Here is a 16327-nt window from a genome sequence, read left to right as displayed (position 1 = left end):
CGTACTCCTAGAATTCCGGGCCGATGGAGAAATGCACACGATATGCATCGTCGTTATCGAAGGGGTGCGCTACATCAAAGCGAATTGGCCCTACCGGCGATACCCAGCGGACACCCACCCCGGCGCCGGTTTTTAAATCGTGTGGACCCCAGTTATCGAACGCATCACCGGTATCCACGAACGTCGCCGCCCACCAGTCGCCCCTAACACGACGCTGATATTCAAGCGTCGAGGTAATCATTTGACGCCCGCCCTGCAAGCGACCCTCGTCGTTTCGTGGCGACAGGCTCTCATAGGAGTAACCGCGCACGCTGCGATCGCCCCCTGCGAAAAAACGCAGCGAGGGTGGAATTTTGGAAAAATCATCTGTTTCGATAGCGCCAACGCTTAGCCGTGCTAAAAAGCGATTATCGTTGTTGATAGTGCGGATAAATTCGGTATCACCGGTTAAACGCAAAAACTGGGCGTCTGATCCCCACACTGTGTCGGAATACTCAATCGAGAGCTGCTGACGGTCGCCCCAAAGAGGGAATCTCTGTGGCCGTGTCCGCGTTCGGGACCACTGGATGCCTGGATAAAAGAGCCAGACTTTGTCTGCCTCTCCCCCTTGAGTAAAGTCTTCATACGTTGTTCGAAAATACACCGACTGGATCCAGTCGTTGTCAAATTGCCAGCGACGAGCCAGCTCAACAGAGCCTTGCATCGACCGGGTATCGCTATTATCAATATTGCGAACCCCGTACTGCAATCGATAGCTATCGCGGAGCGGGTCTTCAAGGGGAACGTTGTAAACACCGGTAAAACGCTGTTCCGGCGCGGAAAGATAAAGGTCATGATTCAGGCTGTGACCTAAACTATTAATCCATGGCTGGTGCCAGCTAAAGCGTAAACGAGGGCCTACATCTGTCGCATAACCGATACCCACCTCATACTGGTGACGGTTCGCAGGATCAACGTTCACATCAATGGGCAAACGAATATCGTCATTTTTATTGATAGTCAGTACGCTCGCCAGTGCCGCACTACTAATCCGCGGGCGCTTCGGCTGGGAAGCCGTGGCTGACTCCCACCAAGGCGAGGCTCCCCCCTCAGGAGGCGCAACCACCAGCTCTTGGGCCGTTGTCAAACGAGGGCGAATCGAAACGGATCGAAACCAACCGGTTTCAACCAAGCGCTGCGTATAAGTAGCAAGTGACTCCGCGAGATAGGGATCGTTATCCTCATACGTCTGCATATTATGCAGGCGATCAAGAACAATGTGGCTCCCTGTGATATTGGTTTCGCCAAACCGAAAGCGTGGGCCGCTATCAAAATCCATATAGAGGCGCGCACTTCGTAAATAAGGGCGCACTTCCATACGCCGTTTGGTAAAAGCCCAATCAAAGTAGCCACGTTCGATAGCTAACCCCGAAAACTGCGAACGCAATTGATCCCAGGGCGGCTGAACTAACGGGTCGCCTACTTTTAAGGGAAAGCTATCCAGGGCGTCTTTAAACGTAGGATCATCTTTGGCATCGCCATCAACATTAATCGCAAGCTCCTGAATTTCGACTCGAGGACCAGAATCAATATTGAGTACAACGGCAGGGTCAATTTGAATCTCAACGGTGGGCTCATAATAACCATAGACACGCATTGCCACTTTTGTACGGCTACGTATCTCACCCTCTAAACGAGTTTGGGTATATTGTTTTTTATCAATGCCCTCTAAATAGGCGCTGATATTATCTTCAACGTCGCCGTCAACCCCGTTAATAGTAGCCGTTAACGCCAAAACTGATGGAACATAGGCAAAACTCAGAGGGAGCGCAATCAAACAAGCCATCCGAGTAGCTGAAAGCCAACGCCACTGTCTTCCCATACAATAAACTCCCTAACAAACTCTTTTGTTGGCGGTTATAGCCTGTTCCACTACTACTATCTAAGCATTTCTATTTGGGCGCTAAAAGCGAGTTGGGCCTGGCGAATTTGCCGTATATCACTTTCAAGGGTAGATAAACGCTGAGTCCACTGCTCTTCAAATGCCGCAATTTCATCACTTGGAGAGGATGAGTCTAACTGTAGCGTATTTAACTGAGTGTCCAATTGATTAAAGCGCTCGCTCAAAGCAGCGATTTGCTCTTCCAACTGCCCTGTTACTGTTTGGTTTAACTGATTGACCTGCTCTTCTAGTGACGTGAGCTGCTGAGCGGTGGTTTGCTTCAAATGATCAACCTCTTCAACAAGGTTTTGCCGACCGGATATGCCCGCCTGTTCCAGTGCATCCAGGGAGGTGCTAAACGCTGCCAAGCGGCTATCACGTAAGGCGGCCTGCTCTTGGTACTGGGAAAGGCGCTGATTAAACGACGTCATCATCTCATTGGATGGGCGCTCTTCGTCATCTGTCAGCGCACCATAGAGCTCTTCACGCGTATTGATTAACTCAACAGACAGCTGCTCCTGCTCTTGGAACAGTGTTGTCATCTGAGCCTGCACAAGCGCAATTGTATCCTGCACATCAGTATCACCTGAGTCTAACCGAGCATGAACGTTAGAGACCTCGCCACTGACGCGGTGGAGTTCGGTTAATAAACGCTCGCGCTCAAACCACAGCACGACAGCGGCGCCTGCGAGTAGCGCACAGAACAAGAGCATTCCAAGCCATAAGGGCCATACGAGAGGCCCTTTTCGGTGGCGCAGATGCTGAGCCGTTAAGCTTTGGTCTACATCGGGAACAATACGTTGGGAAGGCGTCGGATTAGGCATGGCATTTTCTCAAAAAGTCGTAGGGTCGGCGCGACGACCAATACCACGGTACTTTAAGCCGCAGTTGGCAACAAATGTAGGGTCGTAAATATTTCGACCATCTAACACCAGCTTAGCGCTGAGTAGCCCTGCAAGTCGATGCCAGTCCGGGTTCCAGTATGACTTCCACTCCGTAACCAGCATTAGCGCATCGGCACCTTCACACGCCTGATATGGGTCTTGATCAAATGTTTGAAGGTCATCGCGCTGCCCAACAAGCTGATGTAATGCGCTAGTAGCGGCGGGATCATGAAGCTTTACCTTTACACCTTGTGCCCACAAAGCGTCTAAAAGCGTCAATACCGGCGCATGGTCGATACGTGCTGTGCCAGGCTTGAACGCGGCCCCCCAAATAGCGATCGTTTTACCCGCTAACTCGCCTTCAAAATGGGCCCAAAGTTTACGGAACAGCGTCTCTTTTTTCTGCTCATTAATGTCCATGACCTGTTCAAGCAACGCGGAGTAACGGCCACTTTTTGACTGAACATCTGCCAGGCGCATTAAGTCCCGCGAAAAGTTGGGGCCACCAAAACCACAGCCGGGATACAAATACTCAAAACCGATACGTGTGTCGGCCCCCATACCTTGGCGAACATGCTCAACATCCACGCCTAGTGTATCGGCTAAACCGGCAATTTCATTCATATAGCTAATTCGTGTGGCCAGCATGCCATTGATGGCAAGCTTGGTAAGCTCTGCCGCCCTGCGCGGCATGGGCTGGAAAACTTCTTGGCGGCGATTGAACGCGCGTAAAAGCTCGCGTGCAACCTGCTCTCCGTGGGCATCATCACACCCAAGCAGCCAACGCGTGGGGCGAGTAAACGACGCCCAGGCACGCCCTTCTTCAAGCGTGTCAGGCAAGGCCACGCTGCTATGCTGGCCTCTCATTAAATCATCCAAGCGCTCCGTTTCGCCGACCGGAAACGTAGAGTTATTAATTAACACGGCACCTTGCTGCAGACACAGTTCCGACTGTTGAAGCAGTGTGCTGGCGTCGTTACGCTGGCTTGGCGAAAGTGCAAGCCAGACAACATCTGCCGAAGACGCTTGAGATACATCATCAATCAGTACTAACGTGCCATCGGCCAATCCCTGCTGGATATGCGGCATTAGCTCCGGCTCACTGCGCAGCCAATCCACCTTCGAAAGAACCGTCCAGGGCGCACTCTGATGAGGTAACCACTCTACTTGATGACCTACCCAGGCTAATGCGGACGCTGCTGTCACCGCACTTAGTTCACTGCCGTAAAGAAATACTCGCATTTACCGAACTCCTTGTGCGGCGGAAAAGCGAGAAAATATAGCCATAAGATTCATACAATGGTCCTTTTCATGCGTTCTGACCTGGGAGTGGTTAGAATGTCCATAATACTGAATGATTGAGTGGATGCCACTCGCACTTGATGCTAATAACCAGGCTGGATAGGAAAACTCTATCCATTGCTGACTGACGATGGGAGTCAACACATGCAAGCGACACCTCAGGATAGCACTGCTGATCGCTACCAAGGCAACGTCGATGCAGCGGAAGTTGCTAAATTTGAAGCACTTGCTAGCCGCTGGTGGGACCCAAAGAGTGAATTCAAGCCGCTACATGAGATTAACCCCCTGCGCCTTAATTTTATTGACGCACGCGCCGGTTTAGCCGGAAAACAGGTGCTGGATGTGGGCTGCGGAGGCGGTATCCTGAGTGAGTCCATGGCACATCGTGGTGCCAAGGTAACGGGCATTGATCTTGGCGAAGCGCCGCTTGGCGTTGCCAGGCTGCATGCAGAAGAGAGCGGCGTGTCCGTTGACTACCAAAATATTAGTGTTGAAGCGTTGGCTGCTCAAACCCCGGGACATTTTGATGTCGTTACCTGCATGGAAATGCTAGAGCACGTACCTGACCCCGCCTCAGTGATTCGGGCTTGCTGTGCGTTGGTACGCCCTGGCGGCTATGTGTTTTTTTCAACGCTCAACCGTACGCCAAAATCCTACGCATTTGCGATATTAGGCGCCGAATATGTCCTTAGGCTACTGCCCCGCGGCACCCACGACTATGCCAAATTTATTCGTCCGTCTGAAATGGCGGCATGGTCCCGCCAAGTGGGCTTGGAAGTACGTGAGCAAACAGGGCTGACCTACAACCCTCTTACTCGTCGCTACCGCTTAGTGGCTGACGATGTCTCTGTAAACTACATGATGTATTGCCGCAAAGTGAGTCAATAGATGCCAACGACGCCACCGCTTGCCATTCTGTTTGATCTTGACGGAACCCTGGTGGATACCGCGCCCGATCTTGCTCAAGCAACAAATGCCCTACGCGCCCACCACGGGCTGGCGCCCCTGGCCTACGAGCAGATACGTCGTCAGGTTTCCAATGGGGGGAGCGCGCTAGTCACCCTAGCGTTGGATCTTGATCACAAAGCCCCAGGCCATGATACTGCCCGCCAGTTTCTGCTCGATGCCTATGAACAAGCCGTAGCGGTGCATAGCCAAGTATTTATCCCGCTTAACCAATGGCTTATTGAGTGGCACGGAAGTCAACGGCCCTGGGGGATTGTCACCAATAAGCCGCGCCGCTATACCGAGCCTTTACTCGCCGCATTAGCGCTGGAGCCCGGTGCGTTACTGTGTGCTGATGACCTGAGTGTCAAGAAGCCCGACCCGGAACCTTTGTGGGAAGCGGCCCGTCGTTTAGGCGTCGCGCCGGAACAGTGCTGGTATGTCGGCGACCACGTACGTGATATGCAAGCAGCGAAAGCCGCTGGCATGACAGCCGTTGCGGTAGGGTATGGCTATATCAGTGAAGAGGATGATTATCAGCAGTGGCCTGCCGACCTGTGGTTTGAAGAGTGCTCAATGCTGGTTGATGCATTAAACGCTTTTAATGATGCGGAGTAGTTAGCAGCTATCACTACAGCTGGCGTAATAACCACCGTTAGGGCCTTGCTTTAAGGCTTCTTTTTAAAGGCTCTTTTTTAAAGGCGCTGCATTCAAGCCCTAACGGTAGAATTAAGAATCAAACACGCGGCGGTTGCGCATCAAACTTTTGGCCGCTAACACCGGTACTATCGGGGCCCATTAGCCATAAATAGGTCGGCATAATGTCATTGGGCGTTCGAAGTGTGGCAGGATCTTCACCAGGGTAGGCGCTTCGGCGCATTTGAGTGCGGGTAGCTCCCGGGTTAAGGGTATTCACCCGGATATTGGTTTGATGCTCAAGCTCGTCGGCCAGCACTTCAACAAACCCTTCGGTGGCAAATTTGGAAACCGAGTAGGCCCCCCAATACGCGCGTCCTTTTCGTCCCACACTGGATGAGGTGAAAATAATTGAGGCGTCGTCTGATTGCTTAAGCAACGGTAATAACGCTTGAGTCATCCATACTGGGCCATTGATATTCACCTGCATGACCTGCTCCCATAGCTCAGCATCGTACTGCTCGAAGGGAGTAATCCGGCCTAGCAATCCAGCATTATGCAAAAGCCCATCCAAACGACCAAACTCTTTATCGAGCGTTTTTGCCATATCATCGAAGTCACTAAGCGTTGCGCCTTCAAAATTAAGCGGAAAAATAGCGGGCTGTGGCCCACCTAACGCCTCAATTTCGTCGTAGACCCGCTCCAGCTTTTCGATAGTACGGCCTAGCAAGATAACGGTCGCACCGTGTTGCGCATACTGCAACGCTGCCGCACGACCAATCCCATCGCCGGCTCCAGTGACCAATACGACACGGTTTTCAAGCAATTGTGGCGATGCTTGATAGTCGATTTTGCAACTCATGACACTTCCTGCAAACAAACATTTAACGTGATATTACCCAGCCGACTGGCGGAGAAAATCATTGGCAAGCCCAGCCGCACTACTTTGCGGATAGTCGTCACGCACTTGCTCTAGCAGCTCACGGCTGCGCTCTGCATCGCCTTGACGTGCTTTAACCAAACCAAGTTTATAAAGGGCATCGGGCACTTTACTGCTGCTATCAAAGTCGGTAATAACCCGGCTAAAGGCTGCATCGGCATTATCAAGCTGGCCTTCAGCGGCATACAATTCACCTAACCAGTAATAGCCATTAGAGGTCAAGCTGGTATCAGGATGAGCAGTGACGAATTCATCAAACGCTTGAATTGCCTCTTCAAATTGGCGTGCCTGAACATGGGCAAAGGCAGCCTGATAGTCCGCTTGGGCATCATCACTCACGTTACGTGCTGAGGGTGCACTGATAACTTCTTGAGCGGCCTCAGGTTCAACCTGTGGCGTAGACTGCTCTATGGGCGTGGATCCACTGCTCATTAGGCGGTCTTCGATATCCAGATACTGCTGCTGCGATTGGCGACGCAATTGTTCAAGCTGATGGCGCAACTCTTCAATTTGGCCACGCAACTGTTGGATTTCCTGCGTGTGCGCTTCCACCTGGTTGAACAGCACAAGGTTGCCACCGGATGCTTCCTGACGCTGAGTCTGCTGATAAAATCCGCTGGAATTACCGGAAGAAAGATCCTGGACCAGCGGCTGCTGAGCAATAGCTGCAAGGGGCAATACGGACAGCGGGAGCACTAAGGCTCCCGCACCGCACAGCCTCTCAAAACAGCGTTTGAGACTGTGATTCATGACGACTCCGTAGACAAAGTCGGCGTGCCGTTTACACGCCGTCAATATCAGTAATTAAATACAACGCGACGGTTTTGGGCATAAGCATTTTCGTTATGACCATTTACTGCCGGACGCTCTTCGCCATAGCTTACAACAGTCATTTGTGAAGGAGAAACGCCTTGGATATTCATGAAACGCTGAACAGCGCGTGCGCGACGCTCGCCCAGTGCCATGTTGTACTCCCGGGTACCACGCTCATCGGTATGTCCCTGTAACACAACCTGGGCACTCGGATTAGCGCGCAGGTAGCGTACATGAGCCATTACCGCAGATTCATACTCGCTCTTGATAGCATCGCGGTCATAATCGAAGTAAATCGTGCGTACCTCAGGAATGCGAGAGTCAGCTTGTTGACCAGCGCCTGTACCTGAGCCGGTAGTAGAGCCATATTGACCACCGGTACCCGCACCAGAAGTGCCAGCGCCCGTGCTGCTGCCATTCTGGCTTCCGTAAGAATCCCCATCCTGGGTTCCGCCGGTGCTGGAGCAACCAGCAATCGCTACGATAGATAACGCTACGGCCAATGAGCGAGCCAACGGCTTAAGTTGCATAATCAGACTCCTTGCCTGAAAAAATAACACGATAGATCATTAGTTTAAAAACGGTGACCATGCGGGGTCACGTACTTCGCCTTGAGCAGCAGGAAGCCGGAATGACGATCGCCCGTCGGCAGAAACGGCACTTAGCACCCCATTGTTACCCTCTTGGTTAGCGAAGATTACCATGGTCCCGTTCGGCGCAACACTAGGAGATTCATCTCTTATCGAATCGCTTATTACGACCAGCCGCCCTCCATCCAAATCCTGGCGTGCGACCTGGTATCCTCGGCTGGAACGGTGGATTAAAAAGATCTGATCGCCGTCCGGAGAGTAGCGCGCGCGGGCATTATAATTGCCGGTAAATGTCACGCGGTTTGTCTCGCCGCTACCTAACGAAAGCTGGTAAATCTGAGGGCCGCCGCTACGATCAGAGGTGAACAGCAGGCTACGACCATCCGGTGACCAAGCGGGCTCAGTGTCAATGCTATTGCTGTTGGTAACGCGTTCTACCGAGCGGTTAGCGATATCCATGATATAGATTTCAGGCTGCCCATCCTTGGATAACGACATAGCGATACGGCGACCATCGGGGGACCACGTAGGTGCACCATTGATACCGTCAAAGGATGTTGCCATGACACGCTGACCGGTGGCGATATCCTGGATATAAATCGCTGGGCGCTCCGTTTCAAAGGAAACATAAGCAAGCTTGCGTCCGTCCGGCGACCAAGTGGGCGACATAATCGGTTGATCAGACGTTAATACCTGCTGGCTATTGCGACCATCAGCATCGGCTATATAGAGACCGAACTGCATATTATCGCCAACCCCTTGGGCCGTTACGTAAGCAATGCTGGTTGAGAAAGCACCGCGTATATCAGTAATCGCCTCAAATATCTGGTCGCTGATGTAGTGTGCCGCACCACGCAGATCATCGGCATTCGCTGTGACGGTTTCGCCAATCATCCGGCGCTGGCCACTGACATCCATCAGGTCAAACTGTAGCTGATAGCCGTTGTCCGTTTGCTCGGCACGCCCAACGACCAGATAACGCACGTCCAATGACCGCCAGGTCCCAAACTCAACATCATCCGCTTGGTTTGGTTGGTCAAACATGGCACTACGCTCTAGCGGTGAAAATAGACCACTACGCTCAAGATCATCCTGAATGATTTGAGCAACATCTTCCGACATGCCCTGATTGCCTGCGAAAGGCACCACCCCAATGGGTAATGCCTGGTCGCTGCCCCGTGTAATTTCGATGGTCAAGTTTGCATTCGCAGCTGCGAAACCACTTACTAGCAGTAGTACGCAAAATAACCACACTTTCCTTAGTTTTTGCATCAGCGAACATCCCCCGGGGTAAATCGCAGATTAAATTGACGTAAGTTCCGCTGCTGTTCCGCAGGTAAATCTCTTAATTCACCAAACGGTGCAGCATGTTCAACGGCTTGCATGGCAGACCGATCAAATGCACTGTCGCCACTAGATGTAGCAATTGACGTTGCAAGCAGCTCGCCCGAAGGGCCTAAACGTATTTGTAGCGTAGCACTCAACGAGTCGCTTGCTCCAGGTGGGATCAACCATGCCTGTTCAACCGCTCGACGCACAATATTGATAAAGCTATTGGCGGCCTGCTGCGCTTGCTGTGCATTGGCTGCTGCTTCCGCCTCACCTTCTAACTGGCGCTGCATGGCGGCTTCCGCTGCGGCAGCAGCTTGGCGTTCAGCTTCTTCACGAGCACGCTGCTCTTCAGCTTCCCGCTCACGCTGGGCTTCCGCTTCACGTTGACGCTCTGCTTCCGCCTGAGCTTCTGCTTCAGCCGCTGCCTGGGCTTCTGCTTCAGCCGCTGCCTGGGCTTCTGCTTCGGCCGCTGCCTGGGCTTCTGCTTCGGCCGCTGCCTGCGCCTCTGCTTCCGCCGCTGCCTGCGCCTCTGCTTCCGCCGCTGCCTGCGCCTCTGCTTCCGCCGCTGCCTGAGCCTCTGCTTCCGCCGCAGCTTGGGCTTCTGCCTCACGGGCTTGAGCTTGCGCCGCCTGTTCTTGCGCTAGTCGTTCGGCTTCCTCAGCGCGGCGTTGCGCTTCGGCTTCTGCTGCGGCTTGGGCTTCTTCCAAAGCTTGTTCCTGCGCTTCAGCTTCAGCTTCAGCGGCAGCCTGCTGCTCGGCCTCTTGGTTATCCGGCTCTGGCTCAGCTACCTCCGGCTCAGGAACAGGTTCAGTTGAGCTGTTCATTGCCGCCTGCTGTTCAGTTACCTGCTGGGCCTGATCTGTGAACGTCTCGGTACTCACAAACGTGGCCTGAACAATGGATGAAGAGTCAGGTTCCGGGGTTGAACTGGGCCAATTAATAAGGCTAAAAACAATAATAGCCAAATGCACAGCGACCGCGAGGATGATTGGCAATGTGTAGCCAACGTCTTGCGGGTCATGCGGCGCAGCAACGGTTACTTGCGGCTTGCCCTTACTCATCTTGCGGTGGCTCTGAAAGCAGTCCTACGTTTTCAACGCCCGAGCGCTGGAGCGTACTCATGAGTAGAACAATTTGTCCATACTGTACGCCTTGGTCGCCACGCACCATGACGGGCGTGCCCGGGCGACGTTGCAATATGGCCGAAACGCGTTCTGATATTTGCTCAAGCGAAACGGCGGTTGAATCCTCACCCAGCGTAATAAAATATCTGCCTTCACGATCCACCGAAATAATGATCGGGTCACTGTCCTGAGTATCGATCGGTTCGGATGACACCTGAGGCAAATCCACCTGAACGCCTTGCGTTAGCATCGGAGCGGTAATCATAAAAATGACCAGCAGTACCAACATAACGTCGATAAAGGGGACAACGTTAATCTCCCCCATCGGCTTACTTTTGCCGCTGCGATTGAACGGACCTTGCATGGCTAACTCCCTTAACTGGCGCTAGGCTTGCCATCACGGCCTTGCAAATTACGATGCAAGATAGCGTGAAACTCTTCGGCGAAGTCTTCATATTTACCGAGTAAGCGAGACGCACTGTTAGATAAGCGGTTATAGAAGATAACAGCGGGAATAGCCGCGAAAAGCCCCATAGCGGTCGCAATGAGTGCCTCGGCGATCCAAGGCGCTACGGTTGCCAGTGTCGCTTGCTGGGTCATTGAAAGGGACTGGAAAGAGCCCATGATGCCCCAGACGGTACCAAACAAGCCGATATAGGGGCTGGCAGAGGCAACCGTTGCCAAAAACACCAGGTGTTGGGTCAGACGATCTTCTTCGCGAGACCAGGCTACACGCATGCTGCGCTGCACACCTTCAAGCACGGTGTCGGCATTGTGAGTTTTTGGCATTAGTCGGTTGAATTCACGAAACCCAGACTGAAAGATATGTTCGGCGCCATGGCGCGGGTCATCAGCTGGTATTTCTCGGTAAAGTTCGTTTAAGTCGACACCTGACCAAAACGACTCTTCGAATTGGTCGTATTCCCGCTTGGCACGGCGCAGCGCAATACTGCGCTGAAAAATCACCACCCAAGAGAGGACTGACCCCACCACCAGGAGTAGCATTACCAGCTGTACAACCGTGCTGGCATTCATAATCAGGTGCGGGATGGACATGGTGTTATCGTTCACAGGTGCCCTCATCAATCAATGGTTGTCGGTCAAGCCCGACAAGTAGTGGTCTCTAAATTACGAAACCGCAGTGTTAAGAAATCGACTGTTAAGAAATCGAATATTAAGAAATCGCTAACGTTTGTAGCTGGGACTGAAAAAAAGCGGGCCAGGCTTTGGGCCGCATCCGTTCAGCGCTCAAGCACGCTATCTCGACTGTCGCGCTGCAGAGGAGTTCCTCACCGCGCATTACAAACTGCTCAAACGTTACTCGGCATCGCCCTATATCAATGACCCGTGCGGTTATCTCAAGCGCTTCGTCCAGGCGAGCCGGTTTCGCATAGTGACAGGCTAAGCGATATACCACTAGCTGCGTGCCTTCGTCTAGTAACGTTTGCTGGTTGAGTCCTTGCTCGCGCAGCCACTCACTGCGCGCTCGCTCCATAAACTTCAAGTAGTTAACGTAGTAGACAATGCCGCCAGCGTCAGTATCTTCCATATAAACACGTAGAGGCATTGAAAACGAAGTACTCATGGGCGACGCTCCCCTTCCATATCAACCGAGTGCTCGTTGGGAACGCGGTTAAAGTGCCGCCATGCCTGACGCGTAACGGTACGTCCGCGCGGCGTGCGCATCATCAACCCTTGTTGAATAAGATACGGCTCAATGACATCTTCTATCGTTGTGCGCTCCTCTCCAATGGCGGCCGAGAGAGAGTCGACGCCTACCGGGCCGCCTTCGAACTTATCGATCATCGCGAGCAGCAGCCGCCGGTCCATGTGGTCCAGACCATAGTGATCCACATTGAGCATATTAAGCGCCGCATCCGCCAATGCCACGTCTACGGTGCCATCCCCTTTAATTTCTGCGTAGTCACGCACTCGGCGCAGCAAGCGATTGGCAATACGTGGCGTCCCTCGGGAGCGCCGGGCAACCTCAACCGCGCCTTCATGGTTGGTTTTTACACCCAACAGGCGAGCTGAACGGGTCACAATTTCAGTGAGTTCTTCGAGATTATAAAACTCAAGCCGCTGAACGATCCCGAACCGATCACGTAGCGGTGCTGTTAAAAGACCTGCGCGGGTCGTCGCCCCCACCAGCGTAAAACGCGGCAAGTCCAGCTTGATGGATCGTGCAGCGGGTCCTTCACCAATCATGATATCCAGCTGAAAGTCTTCCATGGCGGGATAAAGGACTTCTTCAACGGCGGGCGATAACCGATGGATCTCATCGATAAACAAGACATCGCCTGGCTCAAGGTTGGTCAGCATGGCAGCCAGGTCGCCTGCACGCTCCAATACGGGACCAGACGTTGACTTAAGCCCTACGCCCATTTCCGTTGCAATGATGTTGGCTAGGGTGGTTTTACCTAGCCCTGGTGGGCCAAATACAAGGGTATGGTCAAGGCTCTCTTCGCGTAATCGGGCTGCGCCAATAAATATCTCAAGCTGCTCGCGAACCCGTGGCTGGCCGATGTAATCATCCAGCCGCTTGGGGCGAATGGCATAATCAATCCGCCCTTCTCCCTGTTCTGGTTCAGCCGCTATCAACCGATCATGTTCTAACATAGATGCTCTTTTTGAATATCTGGCGATCTGCTTGCACTGGGTGACGGCAAAACGGCGACCGCTATCAACCGCTCATTCGCCGTGTTAACGCTGCCTTGATCAAGGCCTCTGCCGATTGTTGTGGGTCAAGGTCTGAGAGCATTTTACTGGCTTCGGCTAGCTTGTAGCCCAGACTAACGAGTCCGGACTCGGCATCGGCCAGGCTATTACGGCTCGGTTGCCCATTGGTGGCCTCCAGAGCAAGCGGCGCGTCAGCACCTTGCTCCCATTCAGGAAAACGGTCACGCATTTCGATAATAAGTCGTTCGGCGGTTTTCTTGCCAACACCGGGCAGCTTGGTTAACGCCTTACTGTCATCGTCACGAACACAGCGCATGAAGGCGTCTTCATCCATTCCTGACAAGATCGCCAACGCTAGCTTGGGACCTACACCGTTGACTTTAATCAGCGCCCGAAAAAGAGCGCGTTCGTGCTGTCGCGCAAACCCGTACAGCAGGTGGGCATCATCACGAATGGTTAAATGTGTATACAGAGATGTGCTTTCGCCTAATGCAGGAAGCGAGACAAGCGTATTCATTGAAGTCTCAAGCTCATAACCCACGCCATGAACGTCAATAACGATCCAGGGCGGTTGTTTTTCCAGCAAATAGCCACTTAGACGTCCAATCATAAATACGCTCGCGATAGTAAAAACAGACGGTTACTATAATGCTACTCTGTACAAGTGACCAGTGGTCGTTAGAGTCGCCAGCGCCCTGTAGAGGCGCGCCGCCCGCGCCCACGAGGCGTACTGGAAACTGCATTGTTGGTATAAGCGTGGGTTAATGCGATGGCCAAGGCGTCTGCCGCATCCGCTTGAGGTGTGGCAGACAGCGTTAAAAGCGCGGTCACCATGTGCTGAACCTGTTCTTTATCAGCGCCTCCCTGCCCGGTTACCGCTTCCTTAATACGCCGCGCGGCATATTCGGCGACGCTTAGCCCGTGGTTTGCCATACATACCAACGCAGCGCCACGCGCTTGCCCCAGCTTTAGCGCTGAATCGACGTTTTTAGCCATAAAAACGCGCTCTATCGCAGTATCTGTGGGTGTGTACAACCCCACTACTTCGCTTAGTCCTGCGTATATTTGTGCCAAACGCTGCTCCAGCGGCCCTTCTGAGGTGCGAATGCAGCCGCTAGCAACATAGCTGGGTTTAACACCGACAAGATCAATAACACCATAGCCAGTAATTCGAGACCCAGGGTCGATGCCTAATATGCGCACGGGTAACGCAGCGCCTGCTTTATCCATTAACGTTTATCCGCTCAAAGTTACAAATTCCACACCACAAAAAGCACTGATACAAAAACACCGACGCCGGGGCGTCGGTGTTTTTAGCCATTGTGCAACTCATAGCCGTTACATCAAATAGCGCCAGGCTTACTCGCTGGCTGCTTCAGGCTTGGCTTTTTGACGCAAGCGGATATTAAGGTCTTTCAACTGGTCTGGGCTAACCTCACCAGGTGCATCCGTCATTAAGCAAGCGGCGCTTTGCGTTTTCGGGAAGGCAATAACTTCACGAATGGTGTTGGCACCGACCATTAACATCACCAAGCGGTCCAGGCCAAAGGCCAAACCACCATGAGGCGGTGCACCGTACTGAAGTGCATCCAGCAGGAAGCCAAATTTCTCTTGGGCTTCTTCCTCGCCAATACCCAGAATCTCAAACACCGTGCTTTGCATGTCTTGATTATGGATACGGATAGAGCCGCCACCCAGCTCGGTACCGTTGAGCACCATATCATAGGCGCGTGAAAGCGCTTTTGCCGGGTCAGCCTTGAGCTCCTCCGGCGAGCAGGACGGCGCGGTGAACGGGTGGTGCAACGGGCTTAAGCGACCATTGTCATCCGCCTCGAACATCGGGAAGTCGACCACCCACAGCGGTGCCCACGCTTGGGTGTACAGATCAAGATCAGCACCCAGCTTAACGCGCAGCGCGCCAATGGCTTCGTTAACGATGCGCGTTTTGTCAGCACCGAAGAAGATGATATCGCCATCTTCTGCGCCAAGACGATCAAGCAGCTCTTCAACGATGTTTTCCATGAACTTGACGATAGGCGACTGAAGCCCTTCAAGTCCTTTGGCACGCTCATTGACCTTGATCCAGGCCAACCCTTTCGCGCCGTAGATACCCACGAACTTGGTATATTCGTCGATTTCCTTACGCGAGAGCTTGGCACCGCCCGGTACTTTAAGCGCGGCTACTCGGCCATCATCGGCACTGGCGGGGCCAGAGAAAACCTTGAAATCGACCTGTTTCATCAGGTCGTCAACGTCGGTCAGTTCAAGCGGAATACGCAGATCCGGCTTGTCTGAACCAAAACGGTCCATAGCTTCTTGCCAGGTCATGCGCGGAAATTCTGACAGCTCAACGCTCAGTACTTCCTGGAAGAGCTGACGAATCATGTCTTCCGTGATGCCCATGATGTCGTTTTCTTCGACAAACGACGCTTCGATATCAATCTGAGTAAACTCAGGCTGACGGTCGGCGCGTAGGTCTTCGTCACGGAAGCACTTGGCAATTTGATAGTAACGATCAAAGCCCGCCACCATCAGCAGCTGTTTAAAGAGCTGTGGAGACTGAGGCAGTGCAAAGAAGCTACCCGCATGCGTACGGCTAGGCACCAGGTAGTCTCGGGCGCCTTCGGGCGTCGCGCGCGTTAGGATCGGCGTTTCGATATCCAGAAAGCCCTGGTTTTCCAGGAACGCACGGACGTTATGCGAAATGCGCGAGCGCAGACGCAGCTTTTCGATCATGTCGGGGCGACGCAGATCAATATAGCGGTGCTTCAGGCGAACTTCTTCACCCACCTTGCCATGCTCATCAAGCTGGAACGGCGGTGTGGCCGCGGTGTTCAACACTTCAACGTCTTTGGCTAGCACCTCAATCATGCCGGTGGGCATATTGGGGTTTTGGGTACCTTCTGGGCGCAGCCTAACGCGGCCGGTAATACGCAGAACATACTCACCGCGCGCACGATCAGCATTGGCAAATGCATCAGCAGTATCCGGGTCTACCACAAACTGCGCGATGCCATCACGGTCACGCATATCAAGGAAAATTACTCCGCCGTGGTCGCGACGACGGTGTACCCATCCGCAAACGGTGACCGTTTGATCTACCAATGTCTCGTTTAGCTGGCCGCAATAATGGCTGCGCATGTCAAATCCTGTTCTGTTTC

17 protein-coding genes are annotated in these 16327 nt (G+C 53.0%); 2 read left to right on the top strand and 15 right to left on the bottom strand.

Annotated elements, in window-relative coordinates; genetic code table 11:
* Nucleotides 1–7: 7 nt before the first annotated feature.
* Genes tamA through FKN99_RS03650 form a run of 3 tightly spaced genes read right to left on the bottom strand, consistent with a single transcriptional unit; the run spans nucleotide 8 to nucleotide 4047 of the window.
* Nucleotides 8–1861 (bottom strand): autotransporter assembly complex protein TamA, encoded by a 1854-nt coding sequence (gene tamA / locus FKN99_RS03660; protein ID WP_172116619.1) that lies wholly within the window; start codon nucleotides 1859–1861, stop codon nucleotides 8–10.
* A gap of 56 nt (nucleotides 1862–1917) precedes the next feature.
* Nucleotides 1918–2745 (bottom strand): hypothetical protein, encoded by an 828-nt coding sequence (locus FKN99_RS03655; RefSeq protein WP_172116618.1) that lies wholly within the window; start codon nucleotides 2743–2745, stop codon nucleotides 1918–1920.
* A gap of 9 nt (nucleotides 2746–2754) precedes the next feature.
* Entirely contained in the window at nucleotides 2755–4047 is a 1293-nt protein-coding gene (locus tag FKN99_RS03650) for a nucleotide sugar dehydrogenase (protein WP_172116617.1), read from the bottom strand.
* 204 nt (nucleotides 4048–4251) lie between these two features.
* Between FKN99_RS03650 and ubiG the strand changes: the two genes are divergently transcribed.
* Together ubiG and FKN99_RS03640 are read left to right on the top strand one after the other, a co-directional pair.
* Nucleotides 4252–4995 carry a bifunctional 2-polyprenyl-6-hydroxyphenol methylase/3-demethylubiquinol 3-O-methyltransferase UbiG gene (ubiG, locus tag FKN99_RS03645; RefSeq protein ID WP_172116616.1) on the top strand — a complete coding sequence of 248 codons (744 nt, stop codon included), beginning with the start codon at nucleotides 4252–4254 and terminating at the stop codon, nucleotides 4993–4995.
* The gene (locus tag FKN99_RS03640; protein WP_172116615.1) at nucleotides 4996–5670 is read left to right on the top strand and encodes an HAD-IA family hydrolase; all 675 of its coding nucleotides are present in this window, start codon (nucleotides 4996–4998) and stop codon (nucleotides 5668–5670) included.
* A 118-nt stretch (nucleotides 5671–5788) separates the two neighbouring features.
* Here the strand turns inward: FKN99_RS03640 and FKN99_RS03635 are convergent, their stop codons facing one another.
* The 12 genes from FKN99_RS03635 to aspS form a co-directional block, all read right to left on the bottom strand.
* On the bottom strand, nucleotides 5789–6550 hold the full coding sequence (locus FKN99_RS03635; RefSeq protein ID WP_172116614.1) for a YciK family oxidoreductase: 762 nt from the start codon (nucleotides 6548–6550) through the stop codon (nucleotides 5789–5791).
* Between the two features lie 33 nt (nucleotides 6551–6583).
* Nucleotides 6584–7378 (bottom strand): tol-pal system protein YbgF, encoded by a 795-nt coding sequence (gene ybgF / locus FKN99_RS03630; protein WP_172116613.1) that lies wholly within the window; start codon nucleotides 7376–7378, stop codon nucleotides 6584–6586.
* A 47-nt stretch (nucleotides 7379–7425) separates the two neighbouring features.
* Entirely contained in the window at nucleotides 7426–7971 is a 546-nt protein-coding gene (pal, locus tag FKN99_RS03625) for a peptidoglycan-associated lipoprotein Pal (RefSeq protein ID WP_172116612.1), read from the bottom strand.
* 39 nt (nucleotides 7972–8010) lie between these two features.
* Nucleotides 8011–9303, bottom strand: coding sequence for a Tol-Pal system beta propeller repeat protein TolB (gene tolB, locus FKN99_RS03620; RefSeq protein ID WP_172116611.1), 1293 nt, complete (start codon nucleotides 9301–9303; stop codon nucleotides 8011–8013).
* The gene (gene tolA, locus FKN99_RS03615) at nucleotides 9303–10424 is read right to left on the bottom strand and encodes a cell envelope integrity protein TolA (protein ID WP_172116610.1); all 1122 of its coding nucleotides are present in this window, start codon (nucleotides 10422–10424) and stop codon (nucleotides 9303–9305) included. Before tolA ends, tolB begins: the two co-directional genes overlap by 1 nt.
* Nucleotides 10417–10851 (bottom strand): protein TolR, encoded by a 435-nt coding sequence (tolR, locus tag FKN99_RS03610; protein WP_172116609.1) that lies wholly within the window; start codon nucleotides 10849–10851, stop codon nucleotides 10417–10419. Before tolR ends, tolA begins: the two co-directional genes overlap by 8 nt.
* An 11-nt stretch (nucleotides 10852–10862) precedes the next feature.
* Complete coding sequence (gene tolQ / locus FKN99_RS03605; RefSeq protein ID WP_172116608.1) at nucleotides 10863–11558, bottom strand: protein TolQ; 696 nt, start codon at nucleotides 11556–11558, stop codon at nucleotides 10863–10865.
* A gap of 103 nt (nucleotides 11559–11661) precedes the next feature.
* Nucleotides 11662–12072 carry a tol-pal system-associated acyl-CoA thioesterase gene (gene ybgC, locus FKN99_RS03600; RefSeq protein ID WP_172116607.1) on the bottom strand — a complete coding sequence of 137 codons (411 nt, stop codon included), beginning with the start codon at nucleotides 12070–12072 and terminating at the stop codon, nucleotides 11662–11664.
* Nucleotides 12069–13106: a Holliday junction branch migration DNA helicase RuvB gene (gene ruvB, locus FKN99_RS03595; RefSeq protein ID WP_172116606.1), complete on the bottom strand. Its 1038-nt coding sequence runs from the start codon at nucleotides 13104–13106 to the stop codon at nucleotides 12069–12071. Before ruvB ends, ybgC begins: the two co-directional genes overlap by 4 nt.
* A gap of 64 nt (nucleotides 13107–13170) precedes the next feature.
* Nucleotides 13171–13776: a Holliday junction branch migration protein RuvA gene (ruvA, locus tag FKN99_RS03590; RefSeq protein WP_172116605.1), complete on the bottom strand. Its 606-nt coding sequence runs from the start codon at nucleotides 13774–13776 to the stop codon at nucleotides 13171–13173.
* Between the two features lie 68 nt (nucleotides 13777–13844).
* Nucleotides 13845–14369 carry a crossover junction endodeoxyribonuclease RuvC gene (gene ruvC, locus FKN99_RS03585; protein WP_406565413.1) on the bottom strand — a complete coding sequence of 175 codons (525 nt, stop codon included), beginning with the start codon at nucleotides 14367–14369 and terminating at the stop codon, nucleotides 13845–13847.
* 156 nt (nucleotides 14370–14525) lie between these two features.
* Nucleotides 14526–16307 (bottom strand): aspartate--tRNA ligase, encoded by a 1782-nt coding sequence (gene aspS / locus FKN99_RS03580; protein WP_172116603.1) that lies wholly within the window; start codon nucleotides 16305–16307, stop codon nucleotides 14526–14528.
* Nucleotides 16308–16327 lie beyond the last annotated feature (20 nt).

The sequence above is a fragment of the Halomonas hibernica genome (genome assembly GCF_013183775.1).
GTDB classification, from domain to species: Bacteria; Pseudomonadota; Gammaproteobacteria; order Pseudomonadales; family Halomonadaceae; genus Vreelandella; species Vreelandella citrativorans.
Note: the sequence above shows the minus strand (reverse complement) of the source record. Positions and strands in the feature narration are given on the sequence as shown.

Bases quoted from the DNA above. Each gene is read 5' to 3' on its own strand.
- FKN99_RS03635 (WP_172116614.1), bottom strand. From the start codon at position 6,550: ATGAGTTGCAAAATCGACTATCAAGCATCGCCACAATTGCTTGAAAAC.
- ruvA (WP_172116605.1), bottom strand. From the start codon at position 13,776: ATGATTGGACGTCTAAGTGGCTATTTGCTGGAAAAACAACCGCCCTGG.
- tamA (WP_172116619.1), bottom strand. From the start codon at position 1,861: ATGGGAAGACAGTGGCGTTGGCTTTCAGCTACTCGGATGGCTTGTTTG.
- ruvB (WP_172116606.1), bottom strand. From the start codon at position 13,106: ATGTTAGAACATGATCGGTTGATAGCGGCTGAACCAGAACAGGGAGAA.
- tolR (WP_172116609.1), bottom strand. From the start codon at position 10,851: ATGCAAGGTCCGTTCAATCGCAGCGGCAAAAGTAAGCCGATGGGGGAG.
- ybgF (WP_172116613.1), bottom strand. From the start codon at position 7,378: ATGAATCACAGTCTCAAACGCTGTTTTGAGAGGCTGTGCGGTGCGGGA.
- tolB (WP_172116611.1), bottom strand. From the start codon at position 9,303: ATGCAAAAACTAAGGAAAGTGTGGTTATTTTGCGTACTACTGCTAGTA.
- tolA (WP_172116610.1), bottom strand. From the start codon at position 10,424: ATGAGTAAGGGCAAGCCGCAAGTAACCGTTGCTGCGCCGCATGACCCG.
- aspS (WP_172116603.1), bottom strand. From the start codon at position 16,307: ATGCGCAGCCATTATTGCGGCCAGCTAAACGAGACATTGGTAGATCAA.
- ybgC (WP_172116607.1), bottom strand. From the start codon at position 12,072: ATGAGTACTTCGTTTTCAATGCCTCTACGTGTTTATATGGAAGATACT.
- FKN99_RS03650 (WP_172116617.1), bottom strand. From the start codon at position 4,047: ATGCGAGTATTTCTTTACGGCAGTGAACTAAGTGCGGTGACAGCAGCG.
- FKN99_RS03640 (WP_172116615.1), top strand. From the start codon at position 4,996: ATGCCAACGACGCCACCGCTTGCCATTCTGTTTGATCTTGACGGAACC.
- FKN99_RS03655 (WP_172116618.1), bottom strand. From the start codon at position 2,745: ATGCCTAATCCGACGCCTTCCCAACGTATTGTTCCCGATGTAGACCAA.
- ubiG (WP_172116616.1), top strand. From the start codon at position 4,252: ATGCAAGCGACACCTCAGGATAGCACTGCTGATCGCTACCAAGGCAAC.
- pal (WP_172116612.1), bottom strand. From the start codon at position 7,971: ATGCAACTTAAGCCGTTGGCTCGCTCATTGGCCGTAGCGTTATCTATC.